Raw genomic sequence first — 24,787 nt, 5'->3', positions numbered from 1 at the left:
TCTCGCCGGATAGTAGTCTTTTCGTTGATTTTACCCTCTGCCATCAGCACGCGAGATGCTTCGCTGCGCTCTGCATGACGGCCTTTTACAGCTTCCGAATCCATGAATTTCCCCACCCATAAACTCCTCACCGCCGCCCTGCTCACCGGCCTGGCCGTGGCCGCCCGCCCGGTGGCGGCCCAGGACAAGGGCCTCGTCAATACCTCCGCCAGCAAGCACGCCAAGCTCAGCAATGTGGACCTGGGCAGCGTGCAGTGGCAGCCGCAGGGCTTCTGGGGGGAACGGTTTCAGGTCTGCCGCGAATCGATGATTCCGACCATGTGGGCCTTGTACCACGACCCGGTGCGCAACCACGCCTTCCGCAACTTTGAAATTGCGGCCGGGCTGGAGAAAGGCACGCACATGGGCCCCTCCTTCCACGACGGCGACTTTTACAAGCTCATGGAATCGGTAGCGGCCACGTACGCCCAGACCAAGGACCCGAAGCTCGACCAGATGATGGACGAGGCCATCCAGGTCATTGCCAAGTGCCAGCGGCCCGACGGCTACCTGAACACCCAGGCCACCATTGCGGCCATCAATACGGGCAAGAGCACCGCGTTTCAGGACCGGCTGAACTTCGAGAGCTACAACCTGGGCCACCTGATGACGGCCGCCTGCGTGCACTACCGCGCCACCGGCAAGACCTCGATGCTGGATTTGGCCCGCAAGGCTACCGATTACCTCTACGCCTTTTACAAACGCTCCTCGCCCGAGCTGGCCCGCAACGCCATCTGCCCCTCGCACTACATGGGCGTGGTAGAAATGTACCGCACCACCAAGGACCCGCGCTACCTGGAGCTGGCCCAAAAGCTGATTGACATCCGCGGGCTGGCCGCCGACATCGGCACCGACGACAATCAGGACCGCCTGCCCTTCCGGCAGATGCAGAAGGCCGGCGGCCACGCCGTACGCGCCAACTACCTCTTCGCCGGGGTGGCCGACGTGTACGCCGAAACCGGCGACGCCACGCTGCTGACCACGCTGAACCGGATGTGGGACGACGTGACCAGCCGCAAGATGTACGTGACCGGGGCCTGCGGGGCGCTGTACGACGGCGTCTCGCCCGACGGCACGGCCTACAAGCCCGATACGGTGCAGAAAATCCACCAGGCCTACGGCCGCGACTACCAGCTGCCCAACCACACGGCCCACGGCGAAACCTGCGCCAACATCGGCAACGTGCTCTGGAACTGGCGCATGCTGCAGCTCACCGGCGAGGCCAAGTACGCCGACGTCATGGAAACGGCCCTCTACAACAGCGTCCTCTCCGGCATCAGCCTCGACGGCAAGAAGTTCCTCTACACCAACCCCCTGGCCTACTCCGACGCCCTGCCCTTTCACCAGCGCTGGAGCAAGGACCGCGTCGACTACATCAGCCTCTCCAACTGCTGCCCGCCCAACGTGGTGCGCACCGTGGCCGAAGTGGGCAACTACGCCTACAGTGTGTCGGACCGGGGCCTGTGGCTGAACCTGTACGGCGCCAACGACCTGACGACCAAGCTCAAGAGCGGCGCGGCCGTGAAGCTGCGGCAAACCACCAATTACCCCTGGGACGGCGCGGTGCAGCTGACGGTGCAGCAGGCGCCCAAGGCGGCGTTTTCCGTGTTTCTGCGCGTGCCGGCCTGGGCCGAAGGCGCCAAGGTGCTCATCAACGGCAAAGCCCAGACGGTGGCGCTGACGCCGGGCAGCTACGCCGAAGTAAACCGCCCGTGGAAAGCCGGCGACAAGGTGGAGCTGACCTTGCCCATGCCCGCACAGCTGGTGGAGGCCAACCCGCTGGTGGAGGAAACCCGCAACCAGGTGGCCGTGAAGCGCGGCCCCATCGTGTACTGCCTCGAAACCAGGGACTTCCCGGCGGGTCAGCCGCTGTCGGCCCTCACCATCCCAGCCGACGCCCAGCTCACGCCCACGCCCCTGACCATAGCGGGCAGCCGGGTGATGAGCCTGACCGGCCAGGGCCTGCTGGCCGCCGGGCCGCAGTGGCAGGGCGGGCAGCTCTACCGCCCGGTATCGGCCCGCAAGCCCACCCCCGTGCCGCTGACGCTGGTGCCCTACTACGCCTGGGGCAACCGCGGCCACGCCGACATGGAGGTGTGGATTCCGGTGAGCCGGTAAACCTTGCTTTTCATCTGTCATCCTGAGCAAAGCGAAGGACCTTCCCCGAACCCTGCACTAACTGAAAAGCGCAGCCGCCAACGTCCAGCCATCAGCACGTCGAAGCTTGGACTTTATCGTCTGTGCAGGTTGTGAGGAAGGTCCTTCGCCTTTGGCTCAGGATGACAGCCCCTACCTGAACTCATTTTCCGCCATCCGTTTGGCATGAATACTAAGCCCCTTCTGCTTTCCGCCGCCCTGCTCCTGGCCCCGCTGCTGCTGCGGGCCGAGCTGCGCCTGCCCTCCATCTTCACCGACAACATGATTTTCCAGCAGCAGGCCGAGTGCGCCGTCTGGGGCTGGGCCAAACCGGGCAGCAAAATCACCGTGGCGCCTTCCTGGGCCAAGCAGAAATACCAGGCCCAGGCCGACGACAAGGGGCGCTGGAAGCTGAAGGTAAAAACCCCGGCCGCCGGCGGGCCTTATACCCTGGCCATCAGCGGCGACGACAAGCCGGTGACCCTGCAGAACGTGCTGGTGGGCGAGGTGTGGCTCTGCGGGGGGCAGTCGAACATGGAAATGCCGATGAAGGGCTTCAAAGGGCAGCCGGTTCTGGGCTCCAACGAGGCCATTCTGCGTTCGGCCAACCCGAACATCCGCCTCTATAACGTGCCGCGCAACTCGCGCACCGCGCCCAAGGACAACAGCAAGCCCTTCAGCTGGAAGGTGGCCGAGCCGGAGGCAGTAGCCAATTTCAGCGCCACGGCCTACTACTTCGGGCGGCTCTTGCAGGAGCAGCTGCACGTGCCGGTGGGCCTGATCAACTGCAGCTACGGGGGCTCCACCATTGAGGCGTGGCTGAGCGAGGAAACCCTGCGGCAATTCGCGGGCGTGCCGATTCCTCCCCGGACCGACTCCATCAAGGTGGTGAACCGCACGCCCACCACGCTCTACAACGGGATGCTGCACCCGGTCGTCGGCTACGGCATCCGCGGGGCCCTGTGGTACCAGGGCGAGTCGAACTACGAGCACCCCGACGAGTACCCGGCCCGGCTGCAGGCCCTGGTGAAGCAGTGGCGCGCGGAGTGGGCGCAGGGCGAGTTTCCGTTCTACTACGCCCAGATTGCGCCCTACAACTACACCCAACTGCCGCCCTACAACAAGGGCGGCAAGTTCAACTCCGCCTTGATTCGTGACGCCCAGCGCAAAGCGGAAAGCCAGATTCCCAACGCCGCCATGGCCGTGCTGCTCGACGTGGGCGAGGAAGCCAGCATCCACCCGATGCGCAAGGAGCCCGGCGGGCAGCGGCTGGCGTTGCTGGCCCTGCAGAAAACCTACGGCCGGAAGGGCTTCGGGGCGGTGAGTCCGGCGTATGAGTCGCTGGAAATCAAGGAGGGCACGGCCGTGGTCAAGTTCCGCGACGCGCCCAACGGCATGACCAGCTTCGGCGAGGCGCTGACGGGCTTCGAGGTGGCCGGCGCCGACCAGAAGTGGTTTCCCGCCAAAGCCAGCATCGACGGCAGCGTAGTGAAGGTGTCGGCCGAGGCGGTGAAGCAGCCGGTAGCGGTGCGCTACGCCTTTCAGGACTTCACCCGCGCCACCTTGTTCAGCACCGAAGGCTTGCCGGTGTCGTCGTTTCGCACGGATGACTGGGCGCAATAATGAGGATTCGTGCTGACTTTTTGGCCCGCCGAGGGCGCGGAGGTTTTCCGCTGCAGGCGCTGAGCTTCTGCGTCCTCTGCGTCAATCTTCTGCGCCCTCGGCGGGCTAAAAGCACCTGGGCAATCCTGCTGCTACTCCCCTGCCTCCCGGCCGCCGCCCAGAGCCCCGAACTGCCCACCAACAACATCACCTGGACCAGCCCGAGCCGCAACAGCGCCGAATCCATGCCCTGCGGTGGCGGCGACCTGGGCCTGAACGTGTGGAGCGAAGCCGGGGACGTGCTGTTCTTCGCCGCCCGCAGCGGCACCTTCGACGAAAACAACAGCCTGCTCAAGCTCGGCCGCGTCCGCCTGCGCCTCACCCCGAACCCGTTTGAGCAAGGCAGCTTTCAGCAGACGCTGAACCTGCCGCAGGGCGACGTGACGCTGACCGGCACCAACGGCAACACTACCGCCCAGGTCCATATCTGGGTCGACGTATTCCGGCCGGTCGTCCACGTCGAGGTGAGCAGCAACCAGCCGCTGCAGGCCGAGGCCCGCTACGAAAGCTGGCGGCACCAGGACCGCATCCTGAAGGGCAAGGAAAACAACCAGAACTCCTACAAATGGGCGCCGCAGGGCGAGGTCAAAACCCGCCACGACAGCCTTAGCTTCCGGGGCGACGCGGTCGAGTTCGTCCACCAGAACCGCCCCGAAACGGTATTCGACGTGACCGTGCGCCAGCAGGGCCTCGACGCGGTGAAGCCGCAGCTCTACAACCCGCTGCAGAACCTGGTTTTCGGCGGCGCGCTGACGGGCCAGGACATGCAGCCGGCCGGCACCACCGATGGCCAGTACCAACGCACGCCCTACCGCGGCTACGCGCTGAAAAGCCGCCGCGCCGCCCGTCGCCACGCCCTTACCCTGGCCCTGCATACCAGCTACACGCCCAGCCTGCAGCAGTGGCAGCAGGAGCTGCAGCAGACGCTCAAAGCCGCCCGCCAGAACCCCAAAGCCGCCCGGCAGCAGACGCTGGCCTGGTGGCGGGCGTTCTGGCAGCGCAGCTTCATCCACGTCCAGCCCACGCAAGCCGCCGAAAACCGGCCCGAGTGGCAGGCCGGCCGCAATTACCAGCTGATGCGCTATATGCTCGGCTGCAACGCTTTCGGCGCGTATCCGACCAAGTTCAACGGCGGCCTGTTCACCTACGACCCGGCCCTGACCGACTCCACGCTCCGGTTCACGCCCGACTTCCGCAACTGGGGCGGCGGCACGCACACGGCCCAGAACCAGCGCCTGGTGTACTGGCCCCTGCTGAAAAGCGGCGACGCGGCGCTGCTCAAACCGCAGTTCGACTTCTACCTGCGCATCCTCAAAAACGCCGAGCTGCGCAGCCAGACCTACTGGCAGCACCCCGGCGCCTGCTTTACCGAGCAGCTCGAAAACTTCGGTCTGCCCAACCCCGCCGAGTACAACTGGAAACGCCCCGCCAGCTTCGACCGGGGCCTGGAGTACAACGCCTGGCTGGAATACGAGTGGGACACCGTGCTGGAATTCTGCCTGATGATGCTCGACGCGGAGCAGTACGCGGCCCAGGACGTGCAGCCCTACCTGCCCTTCATCGAAAGCTGCCTGACCTTCTTCGACCAGCACTACCAGCAGCTGGCCCGGCAGCGCGGCGCCAAAGTCCTGGACGGCGAAGGCCACCTGGTGCTCTACCCCGGCTCGGGCGCCGAGACGTACAAGATGGCCTACAACTCCACCGCCACGGTAGCCGGCTTGCGCACCGTGCTGACCCGCCTGCTGGCTTTGCCGCCGCAAGTCGGCTCGGAGCAGCAGCGCAAGGCGTGGACGGCCATGCTCAGCCGCATTCCGGCCCTGAGCTTCCGCGAAATCGACGGGCACCGGCTGATTTCACCTGCCAAAAGCTGGGAGCGGGTCAACAACGTGGAAAGCCCACAGCTGTACCCAGTGTTTCCCTGGGGCCTGTACGGTATCGGCAAGGCGGATCTGGAAACGGCCCAGAACACCTACCGCTTCGACCCGGACGTGCAGAAATTCCGCTCCCACGTCGGCTGGAAGCAGCACAACATCTTCGCCGCCTGCCTCGGCCTCACCGACGAAGCCGCCGCCCTCACGGTGCAGAAGCTGCAGGACTCCGGCCGCCGCTTCCCCGCCTTCTGGGGCCCCGGCTACGACTGGGCGCCCGACCACAACTGGGGCGGCTCCGGCATGATCGGGCTGCAGGAAATGCTGCTGCAGACCCACGACCGGAAAATCCTCCTGCTGCCCGCCTGGCCCCGCGCCTGGGACGTGCACTTCAAGCTCCACGCCCCCTACCAGACTACCGTCGAATGCACCGTGCAGAACGGCAAAGTCACCCAGCTACTAGTGACGCCGGAGTTCCGCCGCGCCGACGTGGAAGTGCTGCTGCAATAGCCCTGCTCAGGGCCCGAGCCCTACTTTAGGCGCCGGATCTTGCAGTTTCAGCCAGCTATGTTTTCCAAGCCCATCATCGGCATTGAGTTTTATAACCGCACCGCCACCCGATTGCAGCTGTGGCTGGAGCTGTGCTGCGAGCAGATTGACTTGCTGCCAGCTACGGAGTACCGCCTGGAGTCGACGGAAACCGAGTACCGTCTGGAATTCACCGAGGACCTGATCATTCTGTATTATCAGTACCGATTTGGCCCAAAGATTCTGAAGCGGCCCCACTCCCACGAAATCCATAATCCAGCTGCCTGGGAAATGGTGGAAGATTATTCGCATTACTAACCGTCCGGAAAAACAGCGGGCGGAACACGGCCGGAGTCGGTGCACCAGCTACGGCCCGCCCGCTGCCCACGTTCGGCCGCCCAACGGCTACCTAGTGCGCTTCCGCCGCGCGCAGGCTGCTGTTCATCGTGGCAAAGGCCTGGGCCGGGTCGGCGTGGAATAGTTGGTAGAGGCCGGCCGTCTGCCCGACGTGGATTTCGTACGTGTCCTGCGCCAGGGCCGTCAGCAGCTCCTCGGCCACCTGCCGGGGCGCAATGCCGCTGGCCCCGCCGATACCGGCCGACAGCTCGGTGTCCACCAACGGCGGCATCAGATCGAACACTTTCACGTTGGGCGCGTGCTGGCTCAGCGTGTGGCGCAGGCTCTGGGTGTAGGAATGCAGCGCCGCCTTGCTGGCCGCGTAGGTCGGAATGCCGGCCGAGGGCACAAACGCCACGATGCTCGACACGTTCACCACCGCCGCCTCGGGCTGGCGCGTCAGCACCGGCAGCAGCGCCTCGGTCAGCCGCACGATGGCCAGGTAGTTGGTATGGATTTCGGCCTCGGCAATGGCGTACGCGCCGGCGCCGGGCAGCAGCTCGTAGGCATCGGCGTACCCGGCATTGTTGATGAGCAGGCTTAGCCCGCCAAACTCGGCCTCGATGCGCTGCGCCACGGCGGCAGCATCGTTTACGTCAAAGGCAATGGGCGTGACACCGGGCAACGCGGCGGCGGCCTGCTGCAGCTTGGCCTCGTTGCGGCCGGTGATGATGACCTGGTTGCCCTGCTCGCTCAGCAGGCGCGCAATGGCCAGCCCGATACCCGAGCCGCCGCCCGTAATGAGCACAGTGTGATTGGTGGTTTTCATGACGTTGTCGGTGAGAAAAGTGAAGGAAATACCGGCCGCAGCCGGGGTGAAATCAGAAGGCCAGGCAGCCCGCCGTGACGAGCCGGAACCACGTCGTCTTTATTGGTCTTCGTACTTGCGCACAATGAGGGTGGCCGTGTGTCCGCCGAAGCCGAAGGAGTTGCTCATGGCGTATTCCACCGGCCGGTAGGCAGCCTGCCCGAGCGTGAGCTGCAGGTGGGCAAACTCCGCGTCGACCTGTTGGGTGTTGATGGTGGGCGGCACCACGTCCTGCTGCACGGCCTGCACGCAGGCAATGGCCTCCACCGCCCCGGCCGCGCCCAGCAGGTGCCCGGTCATGCTCTTGGTGGCGCTGATGTGCAAGTGCGGCGCGGGTCCGAATACCCGGGCAATGGCCCGCAGCTCGGAGGCGTCGCCCAGGCCGGTGGAAGTGGCGTGGGCGTTCAGGTAATCGATTTGGGCCGCGTGCAAACCGGCGTCGTCCAGGGCCGCCTGCATGCTGAGGGTGGCGCCTTCGCCCTCGGGGTGGGTGCCGGTAAGGTGGTAGGCATCGGCGGCCATGCCCCCGCCGACTACCTCGGCCAGAATGGTGGCCCCGCGGCGCCGGGCGTGCTCGTACTCTTCCAGCACCAAGGCCCCGGCCCCCTCGCCCACCACGAACCCGTCGCGCGCCGCGTCGAAGGGCCGTGAGGCCGTGACGGGGTCGTCATTGCGGGTGGAAAGGGCACGCAGGGCGTTGTAGCTGCCCACCCCCACCGCGTTGATGGCCGCTTCGGAGCCGCCCGCAATCAGCACGTCGGCCTGGCCCCAGCGCAGGTAGTTGAAGGCTTCGATCAGGGCCGTGGTGGAGGTGGCGCAGGCCGAGACCACGGCGAAGTTCAGTCCGCGCAACCCGTGGCGGATGGAAATCAGCCCGGCGGCAATGTTCACCAGCATCTTGGTGCCCAGAAACGGGTTAAAGCGCGGCGTCCCATCACCGGCGGCAAACTCCAGCAGCTGCTCCTGCAAGGTGCCCAGCCCGCCCACGCCCGAGCCCCAGATGACGCCGATGCGGTTGCGGTTCAGCCCCGCGAAATCCAGCCCGGCGTGCCGGATGGCCTCGTCGGCGGCCACCAGGGCGTACTGGGTGAACGGGTCGCACTTGCGCGCCTCGGTCCGCTCGAAGAAGTCCAGCGGCTCGAAGCCCTTGATTTCGCAGGCAAAGCGGGTCTTGAACTTCGTGGCGTCGAAGCGGGTGATGGGGCCGGCCCCGCTGACGCCGGCGCGCAGGGCCTGGCCGAAGGCCACAGCCGTGTTGCCGATGGGCGTCAGCGCCCCGACGCCCGTAATGACCACGCGTTTTAGCTCAGGCATGGGAGAAAAAGGTTGGTGTGCATTTTATACCAAATGGTATATTTTCAGGCAAAAAAAGGTTAGCTGCTTGCCAGCTCGGTTTCGATCAGCTGCTCGATGTGGGCCAGACTGGTGTAAAGGGCAGCCGGGTCGCCGGTGGCTTTGGCCACCATGATGCCGCCTTCGGTGAGGGCAATGAACAACGTGGCGTAGCGGCCCGCCTCGGCCGCGGGGCGGATTTCGCCGGTTTGCTGGCCCTGCTCGATGAGGCGCGCCACGTGCCGGTGCCAACGGGCCAGGCTGGCCTGCACGCGCTGGCGCAGGGCCGTGGGCGGCGCGTCGTCGGTTTCGATGGCCGCGTTCAGGATGGGGCAGCCACCCTGCTGGCAGAAGTGCGGGTAGGCCTCGCGGTAGAAGCGCGGCATGGCCAGCAGCTGCTCGCGCACCGTGGCGCCGCCGTGGAGGCCGGCCCGCAGGCCTTCCTGCACCAGCCCCAGGTTGTAGTCGAAGGCGGCCAGCGCCACTTCCTCCTTGTTCTCGAAGTTGCCGTAGATGGCACCCTTGGTCAGTCCGGTGGCGGCTGTCAGGTCGCTCATCGACGTGCCCGCGTACCCCAGCTTGTTGAAGATGGGGGCCGTTTGCTCAATGATGAACTGGCGGGTGCGCTCGGCTTTGGACATGGCAGGTAACGGAATCGGCAGCAAATATACCGATTGGTATCAAAACTCAACCGAGCGGAAAAAGTTTCGGAGCTTTTGTCATGTCGAGCGCAGCGAGACATCTGGGTGGAAACGTCCGCTGGTATTCTGCCCCAGATGTCTCGCTGCGCTCGACATGACATCAATGCCCGTTGAACACCAAATACAGCGCCACCATCACCACGGCCAGCGCGGCCCAGAGCAGCTTTACGCGGGGCGTGGTGGCGGGCAGGGCCGTACGGTCAAAGGCGGGACGGGGCTGGTGGGAGCCATCGAGCAGGGAAATGACGGCGGCGGCCACGAGCAGCAGCGCGAAGAGCAGGAACGAGAGGACCAGGTAGTGCGGCCAGAACGCGTACTCGCTCGGGGGCAATATCCAGAGGTAGACCACGCCCACGCCCAGGCTGAACGCCGAGCCAACCGACAGGATGGCGTTGACGGCCCGGCGGGTGGTGCGAGGCCAGAACACCGTCAGCAGGAACACGGCCGAGAGGGGCGGCGCGATGAAGCCGAGCACGGCCTGGAACACGTCGAACAGGTTCAGGCCTTTCACTGCGTCGATGGCCAGGGCCATGAGCACGGCAAAGGCGCAGCCGACCAGCACGGTGAGGCGGCCGACGCGCACCACGTCTTTCTCCGAGGCTTCGGGGTTGATGTTGCGGGCGTACACGTCGAGGGCGAAGACGGTGCTCAGCGCGTTCAGGGAGGAGCTGATGGTGCCCACCAGCACGGCAATCAGCACCACGATGACCAGGCCCTTGAGGCCGGCGGGGAACAGGCTCGTCACCATCGTCATGTAGGCCTGGTTGGGGTCGGCCAGATTGGGGAAGAGCACGTAGCAGAGCACGCCGGTGAGGATGAACAACGGCAGCGACAGAATCTTGAGCCAGCCGATGAAGTTGACGCCCAGCTGCCCCTGCTCCAGGCTGCGGGCGCCCAGCACCGACTGCACCATGGCCTGGTCGGTGCAGAAAAAGGCCACGGCCGACACGGGGTAGCCCAGCAGGATGGCGTACCAGGGGTATTTCGGGTCGGAGGAGGGCTGGACGAGGTTCCAGTAGTGGCCCGGCACGCTGTGCCAGAGCTGGCTCAGCCCGCCCACTTTCAGCACGCCGATGACGGTGAGCGTGAGCGAAACGCCGATGAGCAGCAGCATCTGAAACACGTTGACCTTGGCAATGGCCTTCAGGCCGCCGGCGAAGGTGAAAAAGCCCGCGAAGAGCACCAACACGATAACCGACTGCCACATCGGGATGCCCAGGATCTGGCGCACCAGCACCCCGCCTGAGAACAGCCCCAACGACAGCCAGGAAATCAGAATCTTGATCAGCGCGTACCAGGCCAGGATGTTCTGGGTGGAGCCGCCGTACTGCTGGCCCATAAAGCCCGGCATGGTGCTGACGCGGGCCGCCAAATAGCGCGGGGCAAACACGGTGGCCAGCAGCAGCAGGAACACGAAGGCGTACCACTCGAAATTCACCGCCACGATGCCGGTGCTGTAGCCGATGCTGGCAAAGGCCAGCAGCATGCTGGGCCCCACGTTGGTGCCCCACATGTTGAAGCCGATGCTGGCCCAGCCCAGCGACTTGCTGGCCAGAAACTGGGAGTCCTCGGTCTGTTCCTTTTTCGAGGCGCTGGCCCGGTAGCCGATGCCCACGAGGATGACGACGTAAGCCGCCACGATGGCGTAGTCCCAGGGGCTCAGGTGGCCGAGTAGATTGTTTCCCATGCGGGCGGGTGGGGTTCGTTCGGGTGGGAATTAGAGCGAAGTATCAGGCCGTCATGTCGAGCATGTTGCGCATCAAGCAAGGATCGAGACATCTCGCGGGCTGACTTCCGATAGTAACCGTCATGCTGAGCTTGCCGAAGCATCTCTACCGCACGATTCAACGAAGCGGTAGAGATGCTTCGGCAAGCTCAGCATGACGGTCTGATATAGCTGTTCTACCAACTACAGCGCCAGGCCGTGCTCGTCGAGCAGCTCCTGCACCCGCACCGGGCGGCCGGTTTGCAGGGAGCGGTCCATGGCTTGCAGCAGGGCGATGGTGCCGATGCCCTCGCGCACGTCGGGGTAGGCGGTGAAGTTCTCGGTGATGGAGTCGGCGAAGTATTCGAGGTAGTTCTGGTACTCGCCGGCGTGGTGGCTTTTGCCCTCGAAGCGGAAGTAGTGCTTGAGCTTATGCTCCCAGGTGACGATGCGCTCCTCGCCGGTGCGGTCGGTAATGGCGTAGCGCAGGTCCATGTAGTCGCCCTGGCTGGCGCCCTCGGTGCCGCGCAGCACGCAGCTCATCTCCGAGTCGCGGGTGACGGGCTGGACCGGGCCGGTATAAGCACCGCTCACCCGGGCCACGCGGCCGTCGGTGGCCTTGAAGATGAAGTGCATGGTATCCTGGTGCTTCAGGCCGCCTTCCTTGCCGTTGGAGCTGAGCATGCCGTAGCCCATGACTTCCTCGATGTTGGGCAGATACCAGCGGATGAAGTCGACGGGGTGGCTGAGGCCGCCGTAGAGCCACTTAAACGACTCCTGCAGGGACCAACCTTTGGCGAAAAACCAGCGGTGGTCGGCGTGGTAGTAGCTTTCCACCGTTATCAGCTCCCCGATGAGGCCGGCTTCGTAGTCGGCGCGCTGCCGCTTCATGGGCTCGAAAAAACGGGAGCTTTGGCCCACGAACACCTTTTTGCCGGTCTGCTCCACCAGCGCCAGCAGCTCTTTGGCCTGCGCCAGATCATCTATGAAAGGCTTGGTGCAGACTACGTGCTTGCCCGCCCGCAATGCCTGCCCGACGTGCTCGGCGTGCAGGTGGTCGGGGGTGTAGATGGCAATGAGGTCGATTTCGGGGTCGTCGAGAAGGTTTTGGTACTCTTGCGTGACGCGGCCCTGGAACTGGAATTCGGCCACGCGGTGGCGGCACAGCTCCTCGTTCCGGTCGCAGATGGCGCGCAGCTCCAACTTCTCGCTTTGCAGGGCGGCCGACATGGTGCTTCTCCCCTCGCCCAGGCCCAGTATTCCTAGTTTCAGCATTGATGTTGAGTTGTCAGTTGGTGGTTGTCGGTTGTCAGGGCGGATTACTTTCTCACCGCTTGCTTCGGCTTGGCCGCGAGTGGAGGCAGGGGCTGTAGGAATACCCAGACTTCGCCGGGCCCCGCGCCGTTGCGGCCTTCCTGGTACTGGCGCATGCGCTGGTTCCACTCGTCCACGCGCGGGTTGTTTTCGGTGGTTTTGGGGTTGAGCGCGTCCAGGCTCTGGCCCTTCGGAATGCTGATGACCAGCATCAGCTCCCGGCCCCGGCGGAATACCAGCAGCTGCTGGAAGCTGGCGTTGCAGAAGCCGTTGGACACCTCGGGCCATTGCTCAAACTGCGTGGCGTGGTAGCGCAGGTACTCGTTTTGCTTCGCCGTATCGGCCACCAGGCTGGCGGTGAGAATGATGTTGTCCCACTGTTTCGCCGTCGTTTTATCGGCGCAGCGGTTGCGGTCGAAGCGGTAGAACGGGGCGGCGTATTCCTTGACGCGGGCCGTCGGGTAGGCCTGTTTCAGCGCCGGCAGCAGCGCCTGGATACGGGCTTGGGGGGCGTAGGCCACCAGGTGGGTGAGGTGGTTGGCGTCTGGCCAGCGGCGCAGGGCCACGTCGGGGTAGCGCTGACCGAGGGCCTGGAGCTTCTGCGGGGGCAGGCGGTGGTCGTAGTCGGTCAGCTCTACGATGGACATGGGGCCGCGGGCCTGAGCGGGGGCCAGCAGCGGGAGCAGCCAGAGGAGTAGCGTATAGAGGCGGCCCTGTAGAGACGCATACTTGCGTCTCCCGGTCCGGGCCGTTTGGGCAGTGTCGTCGTTCAACGACGAGCCGTTCAACGACGAGACGCAAATATGCGTCTCTACAATCGTCCGGATTTCCATCAGACCGCCTGGTAGGTCACCACGTATTCCTTGCCCTTCTCCAACGGCAACTCATAGTTGCCGTTACCTTTCGCCTCGATTTTGGCGCCTTTGCACTTCGGGCTGCTCTTGCTCTTGAAGCGTAGAACCCCGGTGCCGGTGGTGCCTTTCACTTTCAGCTCCTTGGTCGTGGCCCGCACGGCAATGTCGCCCTGGGGCGTGGGCACCGAGCCCTCCATCCACTGCAGGCCGCCGAGCGTGGGTACCACTTCATAGGTGGCGTAGCCGGCCGAGAGGGGCTTGACGCCGAGGTAGTACTTGCCTAGCAGGTAGATCGGGCTGGCGCCCCAGGCGTGGCAGAGGCTTTTGCCGAAGGGGCGGCCGTACATGCTCAGGTGCTCGGTGCCCTTCTTCGAGGGGTCGTACTCTTCCCAGAAGGCAGTGGCGCCTTCGCCCAGCATGCCGCCCCAGTACGCCTTCATTTCCTGGAGCACGTAGGGCTGCTCGCCCAGGGCGCACAGGGCTTCCAGCTCGTAGAAGCGCATGTAGGGCGTGGTGATTTTGGCCACCTGCGGGTTGAGCAGCACTGATTTTTTCACCTGCTGCTGCTGCTCGGGCGAGAGGTAGCCGAAAAAGATGCTGAACATATTGGCGTAGCGCGTCACGTTTTCCGTCGGCTGCCCGTTCACGCGGCTGTGCACCAGCGCCCCTTTGGCGGGGTTCCAGTAAGTGGCGAAGATTTTCGCCTTGAGGTCGGTGGCCAGCTGCTGGTATTTTTGGGCGCCGGCCTGGTCGTTTACCAGATTCGCGCACAGGGCCATGCTTTCCAGGCTGCGGCACAAAAGCAGCTGCTCGAAGCTGACTTCGCCCTTCTTGCTCAGCCCGTCGGCCCAGTCGATGAACACCCAGTCGCCGGCCAGGCCTTCCATGTAGCCGTCCTTATTCCGGCGCGAGAGGCAGTAGTCCATCAGGCTCTGCATGCGCGGGTAGAGCTGCTGCACCACGGTTTTGTCGCCGGTGTACTGGTAGGCGTCGTAGATGCCGATAAACCAGTAGAAGGTGTAGTCCATGATGGTGTTCACGTGGCTGGTCACCGGGTCCTTGCCGCGCAGGGCGAAGGTGGTGCGCTGTACCGTCGGCGTGTCGAAGTACAGGTAGTAGTTCATCAGGTAGCTCTGGTAGGCGTCGCCTGACCATACCCACCGGTCCCGCTTGATGCCGTCAATGAAAAACTCCCGGGTGTTCAGGTGCATGGTGTAGGCAGCCACGTCCCAGATCTTGTTCAGCTGCTCATCCGAGCAGCTGAACCGGCCCCGCTCGGTCACCGGCGCGTACTCGTAGAGCATGGACACCGAATCCAGGGTCACGCCTTTTTCCGGGCGGATGTTGACGAAGCGGAAGGCCTTGGTCAGCGTTGTGAGCTTGTCGGCTTTCTGCGACTGGTTTACGTCCATCCGCTCCAGCGTCTCGCAGCCCTCCACGCTCAGCGCCTCCTCCTTCGATTCGCCGAAGTACAGGGTAGCCGGCCCCTGTCCTTGCAGGCCGTGCAGGCGCACGTAGCCGAAGGTTTCGCGCCCGAAATCCACCAGCATACTGCCGTCCGCATTGCGCGTGACTTTGGCGGCCCGGCGCGGCTCGGTTTTGAGCTTGAAGGCCGAGGGCAGCGCCTGGGCTTCGTCGAAGTTCCAGGAGCCGGCCGTCAGCCAGGTGGTGCCCGACTGGTCCGAGACCTTGCCCGAGGCGTCAATCCACTCCTTATCCTCGTAGGTCACCAGCCACTTGCCGTCGGTGCCGATGGTTTTGCCCCGCACGAACACCGCCGGCACGTTGGCCTGGTTGTACACCTTGATATTCAGGCGGTGCTTACCGGCCGGCACCGTCAGGCGCGTGGGGTAGCCGGTGATGAGCTTGCCATCGAGCTTGACGTTGTACTGGCCTTCGGCGCGCAGCTCCACGTCCTCGGCTTCCTTTAGGTCGAAATCCTGGTGAAAGTCGATGAGCGGGTAGTGGCTGTCGAGGCGCCAGAAGGGTGGGAAAAAGGAGCCGCGCTCGGTGCGGCGGTTCTGCATCTGGTTGCTGAGCCAGATTTCGTAGTCGCCGGGGTACCAGATCCAGGTGGCCCGGACGGCCTGCTGGGCCTGGGCAGTTTCGAGGGCCAGCAGCGCCAGCGCGGCCCAGACGAAGCGCCTCCCCCCCCGGCCCCCTCTCCGAAAAGCAGAGGGGGAGCCGGACGACTTGGGGGCTTGTTTCGGCTTTCTATTTTCTTGAGGCGGAGTGACGGACGTGTTGGGAGGGAGCAGTTGAAAAAGTCTTCTCATAAGATCGTTCTGTGTGTCGACTGGCTCCGCCTCTCCTTTTTCGGAGAGGGGGCCGGGGGTGAGGCGCACGGTCAGCGGCGCAAGTCCTGGTAAGCAGCTTCCAGTCCGGCGGCCTGCTTGATGGCTTCGGCCACCATCGGGCCGTTGTTTTTCCAGACGTTGTTCGGGCCGTTGGCATTGGCCAGGAACTTCTCGGCCGGGCACCAGTTGTCCTGCACGGTGATGCCCGAGGAGCCCTCGTCGAGGTAGAGGTAAAACCAGTGCTCGGGGTCGTGCACGTAGGCGGCGCGGCCGATTTCGTCGATGCGGTTTTCGCTGATAACGGTGCCGGGCTGGGCCGAGAGGGTGTACACGCCAGCCACGTCGTAGGTGTGCTGGGCGTAGTGGTGGATGTAGTTCTGAGTCACCCGATTGCCCTGCATGGCGTTGGCGGTTTTGGTCCAGCCCCAGCCCAGGCTGATGCCGGTGTAGGGCACCTGGCTGATTTCGTTGTGGCGGATGGTGGTCTGCCGCACGTAGCCGGCCGCGATGCCACAGGCACCCCAGTCCTCGTTGCCGCAGTCGGTGAAGAGGTTGTTTTCCACCAGCTCGCCCGTGCAGATTTCCCGCTCGTCCTTGGGGTTGTAAGGCAGGTGCGTTTCGATGCCGGGGTCGGAGAACTTGCCCAGCTGCAGCCCGTTCACGGCCACGTCGCGGAAGGTGCAGCCGACGATGGCGTCGTCGTGGGTGCCCTGCTGGTAGTCGAGGCCAGCGGCCCCTAGGTGCGCGAAGCGGCAGCGCTCGAAGCGGGTGTGGTCGGCCCCGCTGAGCTGCACGGCGCCGGGCGGGCGGCCAATCCAGGCCTGGTTTTCGAGGCCGGCCTTGTCGGGGGTGCCGGGCTTGGCCAGGGAGTAGCCGTCGAGCAAATACATGCCGGCCTGCAGGGGCACGTGGCCCTGCTCGGAGGGGCGCAGCCAGGTGGTGTAGGCGAAGGTCAGGCCCTTAAACTGCACATGGCTCACCGGCGCGTCTAGGCTTCCGGCCACCTGCACCAGGGTTTCCAGGGCGGGCACGGTTACTTGCGCGCTGCTCATGGTTTCGCCGGGGCGGGGCCAGTACAGCACCTGCCGCCGGGCCTGGTCGTAGTACCACTCGCCGGGCTGGTCGAGCAGCTCCGGGGCACTGGCCAGGTAGAAGGCCGAGCTGCCGTTTTTGCCGTCGATGATGGGCCGGGGCCAGGGGTGCTCAAACTGCACCCGGCTTTCGGGCTCGTGGAACGTCACCCGCGCCTCCTTGCCCTGCACGTCCACGGATTTGACCCGCAGCACGTTCACGGCCCACATCTGGTGCAGCACCATTTCCAGCTGCCCGGCCCGCATCACGCCGCCCAGCGCCGCAGCCGGAATCCAGGCTTCGCGCTGGTCGGTGTCCCAGCGCAGCAGGCGGGGCAGGTTGTCGTCGGTGGCCGTGCGGGCGCGGGTGGCCTTGCGGCCGTTCACCCACAGCTGCCGGAAGTCGAAGCTACGGCCGGCTAGCAGCGGCGCGTCGGCTACCCAGACCTGCCCTTGCGCCGCTTTCGGCAGGCCCGGCACGGCGGCCGTGGCCTTTTTCCAGCCTGTCACGGCCACGCCGCCGCTGAGCACCGGCTGCTCCCCGGGCGCGGCTTCGATGATGGTCGGGCTCGTGGCGGTGCCGGCATCCTCGGGGCGAAACAGCCAGGGCTCGGCCAGCCGGTACTCGCCGCCTTTTACCCAGATGTGCACGCCATTGGCTACGGAAGCGTCGCGGAGCCGGCGCAGGTCGCGGGCCTGGCGCAGGGCCATGTTGAGCGTGGCCAGCGGCTTGTCGGCGGTGCCGGGGTTGCGGTCGGAACCGGTGGGCGCCACCCAGATATCGGCGGCAACTGCGTGGGTCGCCAGTATACCGAAGGCAAGCAGCCCGGCAATAATCTTGTACGTCATGCTGAGCGGAGTCGAAGCATCTCTACCGCTTCGTTGATTTTAGTATCTGACATCAGCGGTAGAGATGCTTCGACCAGCTCAGCATGACCACCTTTTTTCTTCTACCTTCTATTGCTTAGCCTGCCCTTGCGGCGCGTTTTGGTTGAACAAATCCTGCAGGGCCTCGAAGCTGTGAATGGCATTAGCCGGCAGCTTCTCCCCTTTCGGGCCGAACACCAACTGCTGCTCCTGCTTCTCCACGGTCACTTTCGACTCGTCCAGCTGGCCCGCGGCGTCTTCGGCCATGCGCGGGTTCAGGCCCAGGTGCTGGGTCATGAACTGGTACATGGCCTGGCGCTTGGAGGCGCCGTAGTCGTGGCCTTCCTTGGGAAAGTGCGCATTTTGCACCAGGTCGGGCTGGCCGTAGTAGCCGTAGATGGTTTTCAGGTAGGGCATGGCTACCTCGGGCGTCTGGGCGGTCCAGTCGCCGCCATCGGTCACGGCCAGCAGGGGGCGCGGGGCGGCCATGGCGGCCAGCTCGGCGTTGTTGGTGCCGCCCCCGCAGAGGTGCACCGGCATGCCGCTTTCGCAGGGGCAGCCCCCGCTGTGGTAGGTCGAGAGCATCACCACCGGCACGCTCACCTTGATGCGGTCATCGAGGGCGGTGAGCAGCATGGTCTGGCTGCCGCCGCCCGAGCCGCCGGTAACGGCCACGCGGTCCTTGTCGGCGTTTTTCTGGGCGAGCAAAAAGTCCAGGGCGCGCAGACCGTTCAGGGCCTGCACCGTCATGGCCAGGCTGCGGCGGTGGTCCTCGGGCTTAAACTGCAGGGTAGACTCGCCCCAGGCAAAGAGGTCGTAGCTGTAGACCATGGCGCCCATGCGGGCCAGCGTGGCGCAGCGCTTCTGGGCGTCGGGGCGGTAGCGCCCGTCGCCGAAGTGGCCGTCGGGGCTGATGACGACCGGGATTTTGCCCTTGGGCTTGAGCGGCCGGTACAGGGAGCCGGTCATGTACACGCCGGGCAGGGTTTCCAGCGCCACGTTTTCCACCGAATAACCGTCGTAGTCGCGCTTGTTGGTGACGATGGGCTTGCTGGCGGGCTTGGGCGGCATGGGGGCCAGCCGCAGCGCCGACCACATGCAGCTCCGCAGCTCGGCCTTGCGCTGCTCCCAGCTGGCCTGGTCGTGGTAGCGGGCGGCCAGCTCCTGCAGCTGCGCTGCGCCTTCCTCGGGCGTTTTGAGGTGGTACTGGTAGGTTTTGAGCTTGTAGGTTTTGTCCCCGGTTTTGGCAGCCTGGTAATCCAGCGGGCCCAGCACGTTGCGCAGGGTCTCGTCCACGTCGGGGCGGAAGCGCCACTGGGCGTAGGTCACGTACTTGTCCTTCACCATGGCCGCGTCGGGCCGGATTTTCACCCCGTAGCGCTGCTGAATCTCGTCGAGCACCTGCTGTAGCGGCTCCCGGTACTGCTCGTCCGAGGTCTGAGCTTGCGCGGCCGACGTCAGCAGCAGGCCAATGGCGAGAAGACGGAGTTTCTTGAACATGGGAGGGAAAAGGCTGTAGAGACGCATACTTGCGTCTCAATCGTTGCTGATGTTGTTGCGTCCATGTTGTTGGTGCGCGCCTGGTTATACAGAGCCGGCCGTTCAACGACGAGACGCAAGTATGCGTCTCTACATACCAGACGTCAGTCCTTGGTAATTTCCGCCGTGCCCGTCGGGGCCGTGTAGCCCTTCAAGGCCGGCCACTGGCCGTTCTCAATTTTCACCAGCTTCAGCTTTTTCAGGTCGATGACGGCGTGCTTGATGCTCTTACGGCGCCAGGTATACACGAAATGCACCTTGCCGTCCTTGGTCTGAATCACCGAGGGGTAGGAGTACTGGCTGATGGGCGAGTCTTCCAGGATGGCCGCCGCGTACCACTCCTTGCCGTCCTTGGACACGGCCACGTTCAGCGGGGTGCGCGGGCCCTTCGCGAGGGTGCCGGGCGGTAAAACGTGGTTGTAGACCAGCAGCTGGCGCCCGTCCTGCAAGGTCACCGCGTCGGTGCCGGAGTTGTTGTTGGGCAGCGAGGTCTTGGCCAGCGGCGTCCAGGTCTGCCCCTGGTCCGACGACCACGACTCCAGGATAGCCCGGTCGCGGCTGCGGCAGAGCAATTGCAGACGGCCGTCCTTGTGCGTCAGAATGCTGGGCTGAATGGCGCCCTGGGTCTGCCCGTTGTCAATCGGCCCGATCATGGTCCAGGTCTGGCCGTTGTCCTTCGAGGCTTCCAGGTGCACGCGCCAGCCGCCGCTGCCCTCGGTGCTGGTGGGGCTCAGCAGGGTGCCGTTAGAGAGCAGCACCGGCTTGTTTTTCACCGGCCCGATGTAGCCCTCCGGCAGCGCCTCGGCCGCCGACCAGGTCCGCCCATTGTCCTTGGAGCGCCGCAGCCAGCCCTTCCAGTCCGAAGGCTTCGGCCCTATTTTGTAGAACAGCAGCAGCTCGCCGCCGGGCACCTGGTAGAGCACCGGGTTCCAGGTCGGGTAGCGCAGGGTTTCGCTCTGCACGCCGTTGGCTACTTCCACTGGGGCCGTCCACTGGCCGTTTTCCTGCCGGCTCACCCAGATGCCCACGTCGGGGTTCCGCTCCTTGGTGCCCCCAAACCACGAGGCAACCAGCCCCTGCGGTGTCTCGGCAATGGTAGCCGCGTGGCTTTCCGGGAAGGGCATTTTCTCTTGGATGAACTCGTCGACGATGACGGCGCGCTGCCACGAATTCTTTTTAGCAGCGTTGGGGCTTTGCTGCGCCACCGAGCAGCCCGCAGTCAGCAGGCCGAAGAGTAGTATAGGAAGGACTTTGTTCATGTATGTTTTATGGTCGTGGCTACTTGTTCAGCTCCAGGCTGGCCAGGATGAAGGGGCCGGTACCTTTGGGGTCATTCACCCGAATCGGCTCTTTGATGTAATACTCGAAGCTGCCGTCCCGGTCGGCGCTTAGGCCGGCTACTTCGCACACTTGTAGCAGGTTTACTTCCCCGTCAGGCTTCACCTCCACGAGTTGCCCGGTGATGCCAGCGTAGCCTTTTTCGGCCGCGGCGCGGTAGGTTTTGGGCAGGTAACCGCGGTTGGAACCCTTCGCTAGTGCGTACACAAACATGCTCGACGCCGAAGCTTCCAGGTAGTTGCCGGGCCGCGTAGGCTGGTCCACCACTTGGTACCACAAACCTGATTTGGGGTCCTGGTACTTCACCACGGCCGCCGCCAGCCGGTCCAGAATCTGGAGCAGCTCCTGGCGCTTCGGGTGCTTGGCTGGGAAGTAGTCAAGCACGTCCACGAGGGCCATGGCGTACCAGCCCATGGCCCGGCCCCAGACGTTGGGCGAGGCGCCGGTTTGGGGGTTGGCCCATTTCTGCTGCCGACTTTCATCCCAGCCGTGGTAGAGAAGTCCGGTTTGGGGGTTGCGCAGGTGCTTTTCGAGCAAGATCAGCTGGTTGGCAACTTCGTCGAAAGCGGCGGGCTCGTTGAAGGTAGCCGCGTACTGGGCCAGAAATGGGCTGGCCATGTACGCCCCATCAAGCCACATCTGCTGGGTGTATTTGAGCTTGTGCCAGTAGCCGCCCTCACTGGTGCGGGGCTGCTTGCGGAGCTGCTCGCGCAGCTGGTCGAGGGCCTTGCGGTACTTCTCGTCCTTGGTCTGGGCGTAGAGGTTGAAGAGCACCTTGCCCGAGTTGAGGTTATCGAGGTTGAAATCCTCGGGCTTGTAGGTTTTGATCTGGCCCTGGGCGTCAATCATCTTGTCGCCGTAGCGCTGAATGTAGGCCAGGTACTGCGGGTCCTTGGTTTGGCGCCACACCTGCTCCAGGGCGTAGATAATCAGCCCCTGCGTGTAGCCCCAGGTGTCTTTCTGCGCTGGGTCAGCCATCCACGGGCTGCGCTTCAGCACCGAGTTCAGCATGCGCTCCGACCACTTGGCCGGAGCCGGTGCGGGCGCAGAAACGCCAGCCACAACCGGCTGCGTACCGCCCGAAACTGCCGCACTTGACGCCCTGACGCAGCCGCTACCTGAAATGCAGGTCAGTGTCAGGGCCAGCAGGCCAGTTCGGTATGTAGTTGATTTGAACCTCATAGGTTAGTCAGCAGGTATTTCAAGCTGTTTAGATAATCTTTTCGGGTCATGCTGAGCTTGCCGAAGCATCTCGCGTGCTGACGGTGCGCCTCACCCCCTGGCCCCCTCTCCGAAAAAGGAGAGAGGGAGCCTGATGAAGCGGGAGAGATACTTCGACTTCGCGTTGCTTCGCTCAGCATGACGTTCTAGGGTTGGTCGTTCAGGCTCATTTCACCACGAAAGCATACTCCCCCGAGCCGACTTCAAACACGGCCCGGTCGCCCTCCTGGCGCAGAAACTTCACGCCCGGCGCGGCCGAAGCCTTTTTGCCTCCCTCCTGCACCTTCTCGACATCCTTAGCCGGGAGGTAGACCAGCGCCTTGGTGTTGCCGGGCACCGTCAGGTTCCAGCTGAAGCGCTTCGGCTCCTGCTTCCAGCTGCTTTTGACGAGGCCGCGCACCGACTGGTAGGAGGCCGAAACCGAAGTCAGGCCGGTGGTGGGCGTGGGTTTCATTTCCAGGCGCTGGAAGCCCGGCGCGTCGGGGGCGGACTTGATGCCGGCCAGGTTTTCGTACTGCCAGATCAGCAGGTCGCCGAGCAGCATCACGTGGTTCTGCGAGTTCATGGCCGGGTCGGCGGTGTTGCCGTTCCACAGCTCCCAGATGGTGGTGGCGCCGTTGGCGGCCATGTAGCCCCAGCTCGGGTAGTCGCGGTTAGCGGCCAGGCGCAGGGCCACGTCGGGGCGGCCGCGCTGGGTCAGGCCGCGCATCAGCCACTGCGTACCGATGACGCCGGTGCTGATGTGGCCCTGGTTCTCGACCAGTATCTTGTCGACGATGTTCTGGAATACCTTGGCCTCGGCCTCGGGCGGCACCATGCCGTAGGACAAGGGCAGCAGGTTGGCCGTCACTGTGTTGTTCGAGTACTGGCAGCTTTCGGGGTTCAGGAACTTCTGGTTGAAGGCCGTTTTCAGCGCGGCCATCCGCTGGGTGTACTCGTCGGCGTCCCGGGTCTTGTTCAAGGTCACGGCGAAGCCGCGCATGAGGTCCAGCATATGATAGTAAGTGCTGCTGGCAATGAGCGCGCCGTCGGTGTTGCGGGCGGGGTCTTTGGAGTGGATGAGTTCTTTCGATTCCGGCGGCACGCACCAGTCGCCGTACTTGTCCTTGGTGACGAGGCCGTTTTCGGAGTAGTTCTGGCCCATATATAGGAGCCAGCGGCGCATGGAGTCGTAGTGGCGGGCCAGCACCTGCTCGTCGCCGTACTGGCGGTAGAGCATGTCGGCCACGGTGAGGTAGGTGCCGGGCCAGGTCACGTTGTCGCCGTAGTAGCGCCAGAAGGCGGGGGCCACGTCGGGGATGCTGCCGTCGGCTTTCTGGGCCTGCTCGATGTCGTGCAGCCACTTGGCGTAGAGGCGGGAGTTGTCGAACACGAAACTCTCGCCGTAGGCCCCGGTCGTCCGGTCGCCGAGCCAGGGCTGCCGCTCGTTGCGCTGCGGGCAGTCGACGGGCATGCCCTTGTAGTTGCTGCGGATGCCCCAGTAGGCGTTGCGGTACACCTGGTTGATGGTGGCGTCGGAGGTGGTCAGCGCGCCGGTGGTGGGCATGTCGTCGTACACCACGCGGCCGTCGAAATCGGCCAGGGTGGGCGCCGGCCCGGCGGGCCAGCCGCTGATTTCCACGTAGCGGAAGCCGTGGTAGACGAAGCGCGGCTCCCAGGTTTCGGGCGCGCCGCCTTTTAAGGTGTACACGTCGGTCACGCGGGCGTCGCGTAGGTTGCGCACGTACAGCTCGCCGCTGGGCTGCAGGGTTTCGGCGAAGCGCAGCGTCACCTTATCGCCGGCTTTGCCTTGCACGCGCAGGCGCAGCCAGCCGGCCAGGTTCTGGCCCATATCGAGGATGTACTTGCCGCCGGCCAGGGGCTTGATGGACACCGGTTTCAGGGTTTCCATCACCTTCATGTTCTCGTTCATCTGCGCCTCGTAGGCGCCGCCGGGCTCCTGCACCAGCTCGGCGGGCAGCCACTTCTTCGCGTCGAAGCCGGCCGAGGCCCAGCCGGGCATTTCCTTGGTAGCGTCGTACTCCTCGCCGTCGTACTCGTTGTTGGTGCGGATGGGGCCGTCGGCGGTGCCCTGCCAGCTCTCGTCGGTCTTCACGACGTCGCGCGAGCCGTCGGCGTAGGTTACTTCCACCTGCATGAGCAGCTTGGGGTAGCCGAAGGTCTTGATTTTGTAGGGCTTGTAGTGCTGGCGCATGGCGTAGAAGCGGCCGTTGCCGAGCACGGCGCCCACGGCATTAGCGCCCGATTTCAGCAGGCCGGTCACGTCGTAGGTGTTGTACTTCACGCCCTGGGTGTAGTCGGTGGGGCCGGGGGCCAGCACCTGCTCCCCTACCCGCTGCCCGTTCAGGTACAGCTCGTACAGGCCCAGCCCGATGATGTAGGCCGTGGCCTGGCGGATGGGCTTGTCGGCCTTGAACTCCTTGCGGAAGTAGCGGGCCGAGAGGCGGGCGTGGCTGGTTTCGTCGTCGCCGGGAAAGGCGCGGTCGAAGCCGATCCAGCGGCCTTTCCAGTCGAGGTAATTGAGCAGGCCCATGCTCCAGCGGGCGGGCGGGCTCCAGGCCGTGGGGCCCTGGGTGGTCCAGGTGCGCACCTTCCAGTAGCAGCGGGTGCGGCTGCGCAGCGGCTGCCCGCCGTAGGCCACGTGCACCGATTGGGCCGACGTGACCTGGCCGGAGTTCCACAGGTCGCCCTCGTCGGCGGCCAGCTTGTCGGGGGTGGAGGCCACCAGCACCTGGTAGGCGGTTTGCTCCAGGCCGCGGGCGGGGCCGCTCAGCTCCCAGCTCAGGCGCGGGGCGGTGGCGTCGATGCCTTCGGGGTTGGTGAGCAGCTCGCAGCGCAGGCGCTGCAGCTGCACGGGGGCGGGCTGGTCGGCGCGGAAGGCCGTCAGCAGCAGGGCGGTGAGAAGCGAAGAAAGTACAATGCGCAGGTTCATCGGGACGGGCAGCCGCACCCCGCGGCCCCCGCTACAACAGCAGCGGGGAAGCCGGCCGCTACACGGGCCGGCGCCACGGGGCGGTGCTAGGCACTTTTGGCGTCCACTAGTTCACCATTTTTCCCGTGCCAACATTCTACGATCTTAGCATAAAGCTTTAGGATTTGGGCATGGTGGGGT

General features: G+C 64.6%; 16 protein-coding genes. 4 read left to right on the top strand and 12 right to left on the bottom strand.

The features are described 5' to 3' along the window. The first annotated feature begins 102 nt into the window (after positions 1–102). The 4 genes from F0P96_RS02485 to F0P96_RS02470 all read left to right on the top strand — a co-directional run bounded on the left by F0P96_RS02485 (position 103) and on the right by F0P96_RS02470 (position 6,551). Complete coding sequence (locus F0P96_RS02485; protein ID WP_151077153.1) at positions 103–2,157, top strand: aceric acid hydrolase; 2,055 nt, start codon at positions 103–105, stop codon at positions 2,155–2,157. A 204-nt stretch (positions 2,158–2,361) separates the two neighbouring features. Next, the gene (locus F0P96_RS02480; protein WP_151077152.1) at positions 2,362–3,798 is read left to right on the top strand and encodes a sialate O-acetylesterase; all 1,437 of its coding nucleotides are present in this window, start codon (positions 2,362–2,364) and stop codon (positions 3,796–3,798) included. After that, complete coding sequence (locus F0P96_RS02475; protein WP_235917357.1) at positions 3,798–6,215, top strand: DUF5703 domain-containing protein; 2,418 nt, start codon at positions 3,798–3,800, stop codon at positions 6,213–6,215. The genes F0P96_RS02480 and F0P96_RS02475 overlap by 1 nt, the downstream gene beginning before the upstream one ends. Before the next feature lie 57 nt (positions 6,216–6,272). Next, on the top strand, positions 6,273–6,551 hold the full coding sequence (locus tag F0P96_RS02470) for a hypothetical protein (protein WP_151077151.1): 279 nt from the start codon (positions 6,273–6,275) through the stop codon (positions 6,549–6,551). Positions 6,552–6,642: 91 nt separating this feature from the next. On the opposite strand, the gene F0P96_RS02465 is transcribed toward F0P96_RS02470, so the two are convergent. The 12 genes from F0P96_RS02465 to F0P96_RS02410 all read right to left on the bottom strand — a co-directional run bounded on the left by F0P96_RS02465 (position 6,643) and on the right by F0P96_RS02410 (position 24,607). Beyond that, on the bottom strand, positions 6,643–7,398 hold the full coding sequence (locus F0P96_RS02465) for an SDR family oxidoreductase (protein ID WP_151077150.1): 756 nt from the start codon (positions 7,396–7,398) through the stop codon (positions 6,643–6,645). Between the two features lie 99 nt (positions 7,399–7,497). Further along, a complete protein-coding gene (fabF, locus tag F0P96_RS02460; protein ID WP_151077149.1) occupies positions 7,498–8,751 on the bottom strand; it encodes a beta-ketoacyl-ACP synthase II in 1,254 nt (417 codons plus the stop codon). A 59-nt stretch (positions 8,752–8,810) separates the two neighbouring features. After that, positions 8,811–9,410, bottom strand: coding sequence for a TetR/AcrR family transcriptional regulator (locus F0P96_RS02455; RefSeq protein ID WP_151077148.1), 600 nt, complete (start codon positions 9,408–9,410; stop codon positions 8,811–8,813). Between the two features lie 160 nt (positions 9,411–9,570). Continuing rightward, positions 9,571–11,157 carry an SLC5 family protein gene (locus F0P96_RS02450; RefSeq protein ID WP_151077147.1) on the bottom strand — a complete coding sequence of 529 codons (1,587 nt, stop codon included), beginning with the start codon at positions 11,155–11,157 and terminating at the stop codon, positions 9,571–9,573. A gap of 222 nt (positions 11,158–11,379) precedes the next feature. Further along, a complete protein-coding gene (locus F0P96_RS02445; protein ID WP_151077146.1) occupies positions 11,380–12,450 on the bottom strand; it encodes a Gfo/Idh/MocA family protein in 1,071 nt (356 codons plus the stop codon). A gap of 44 nt (positions 12,451–12,494) precedes the next feature. Next, positions 12,495–13,322, bottom strand: a complete 828-nt coding sequence (locus tag F0P96_RS02440; RefSeq protein WP_201743884.1) for an L-rhamnose mutarotase — start codon at positions 13,320–13,322, stop codon at positions 12,495–12,497. After that, on the bottom strand, positions 13,322–15,619 hold the full coding sequence (locus tag F0P96_RS02435) for an alpha-L-rhamnosidase-related protein (RefSeq protein WP_151077145.1): 2,298 nt from the start codon (positions 15,617–15,619) through the stop codon (positions 13,322–13,324). The genes F0P96_RS02440 and F0P96_RS02435 overlap by 1 nt, the downstream gene beginning before the upstream one ends. Positions 15,620–15,690: 71 nt before the next feature. Further along, positions 15,691–17,559 carry a right-handed parallel beta-helix repeat-containing protein gene (locus F0P96_RS02430; RefSeq protein ID WP_151077144.1) on the bottom strand — a complete coding sequence of 623 codons (1,869 nt, stop codon included), beginning with the start codon at positions 17,557–17,559 and terminating at the stop codon, positions 15,691–15,693. A gap of 108 nt (positions 17,560–17,667) precedes the next feature. Further along, a complete protein-coding gene (locus tag F0P96_RS02425; protein WP_151077143.1) occupies positions 17,668–19,077 on the bottom strand; it encodes an alpha/beta hydrolase family protein in 1,410 nt (469 codons plus the stop codon). A gap of 143 nt (positions 19,078–19,220) precedes the next feature. Next, positions 19,221–20,375, bottom strand: coding sequence for a sialidase family protein (locus F0P96_RS02420; protein WP_151077142.1), 1,155 nt, complete (start codon positions 20,373–20,375; stop codon positions 19,221–19,223). Positions 20,376–20,394: 19 nt separating this feature from the next. Continuing rightward, on the bottom strand, positions 20,395–21,516 hold the full coding sequence (locus F0P96_RS02415; protein ID WP_235917356.1) for a glycoside hydrolase family 88/105 protein: 1,122 nt from the start codon (positions 21,514–21,516) through the stop codon (positions 20,395–20,397). Between the two features lie 325 nt (positions 21,517–21,841). After that, complete coding sequence (locus F0P96_RS02410; RefSeq protein WP_151077140.1) at positions 21,842–24,607, bottom strand: alpha-L-rhamnosidase; 2,766 nt, start codon at positions 24,605–24,607, stop codon at positions 21,842–21,844. Between the last annotated feature and the right edge of the window lie 180 nt (positions 24,608–24,787).

The organism is Hymenobacter busanensis, assembly GCF_008727865.1.
In the GTDB taxonomy this organism is placed as follows: domain Bacteria; phylum Bacteroidota; class Bacteroidia; order Cytophagales; family Hymenobacteraceae; genus Solirubrum; species Solirubrum busanense.
The sequence above is the reverse complement of the archived record's forward strand: the minus strand, read 5'-3'. Positions and strand labels throughout refer to the sequence as shown.